Annotated in this window: 1 protein-coding gene; it reads left to right on the forward strand. The window is 68.2% G+C overall.

Features of this window, described 5'->3' with window-relative positions:
* Positions 1-1,156: transposase (locus HNQ61_RS29415; protein ID WP_183685875.1), on the forward strand; the 1,156-nt coding region annotated here is incomplete at both ends.

Genomic DNA, 1,156 nt, shown 5'->3' on the forward strand with positions numbered 1-1,156 from the left:
TACGCGGTTCCTGTCAGACGTGGTGGATCAGCTCGCGCTGTCGGGCCGGCTGTCGTGCTTCTACGCGCAGTACCGTGAGGACGGGTGGGGGGCGGCGGCGTTCCACCCGGGGATGATGGTGAAGGTGCTGCTGTACGGATACAGCAACGGGGTGGTGAGTTCGAGGAAGCTGGCGCAGGCGCTGGAGCAGGATGTGGGGTTCCGGTACCTGGCGGCGAACCAGACGCCGAACTTCCGCACTCTGAGCACGTTTCGGACGGCGCACTCGGAGGCGCTCCTGGCGCTCTTCACGGAGTCGCTGGAGCTGTGCCGTGAGGCGGGACTGGTGAAGCTGGGGCGGGTGTCGCTGGATGGTACGCGGGTGCAGGGCAACTGCGCGCTGGAGCAGAACCGGACGCGCGCGAAGCTGGAGAAGCTGGTGGCGGAACTGCTCGCCTCCGCCGAGGCGACGGACCGGGCAGAAGATGCGCAGTACGGGATGGAGCTGCGCGGGGACGAGCTGCCGGAGAAGCTGAGGTCGGGGGAGAAGCGGGTGGAGGAGTTGCAGGCGGCACTGGCGCGGCTGAACGAACGGCGGGACGCCATGCGGGCCGAGCAGCAGGAGGTGGTGGATGCGTGGAAGAAGCGGAGCGGGCGAGGCCGCGGACGCAGGCCGACGGATGTGGAGAAGGTGGATCTGCCGGAGAAGACGACCGCGAACATGACGGACCCGGAAAGCCAGGCGCTGTCCACGCGGCGCGGCTGGGTGCAGGGCTACAACGCGCAGGCCATGGCCGAGAGCGGAACGCAGGTGATCGTGGCCCAGCAGATCACGCAGGAGACGAATGACGTGCACCAGCTGATCCCCATGCTGGCGCGGTGTGAAGAGCAGGCGGGGGCACGGCCGGAGATGCTGGTGGCGGACGCGGGGTACTGGTCGAACGAGAACGCCGACGAGGGAGATGGGGAAATGACGCTGCTGATCGCGGTGCCGGCGCGGCCAAAGACGGCGACGTCTCCACCCTCGGATCAGTACCAGGAAATGCAGGCGCAGCTGGGGAAAGAGGAGAACCGGGAGGCGTACGCGGAGCGGAAGAGTACGATCGAGCCGGTCTTCGGCCAGATGCGGACGCGCGGCCTGCGGACCTTCATGCTCCGGGGCAAGCGCAAGGCCGGC

Source organism: Longimicrobium terrae, assembly GCF_014202995.1.
GTDB classification, from domain to species: Bacteria; Gemmatimonadota; Gemmatimonadetes; order Longimicrobiales; family Longimicrobiaceae; genus Longimicrobium; species Longimicrobium terrae.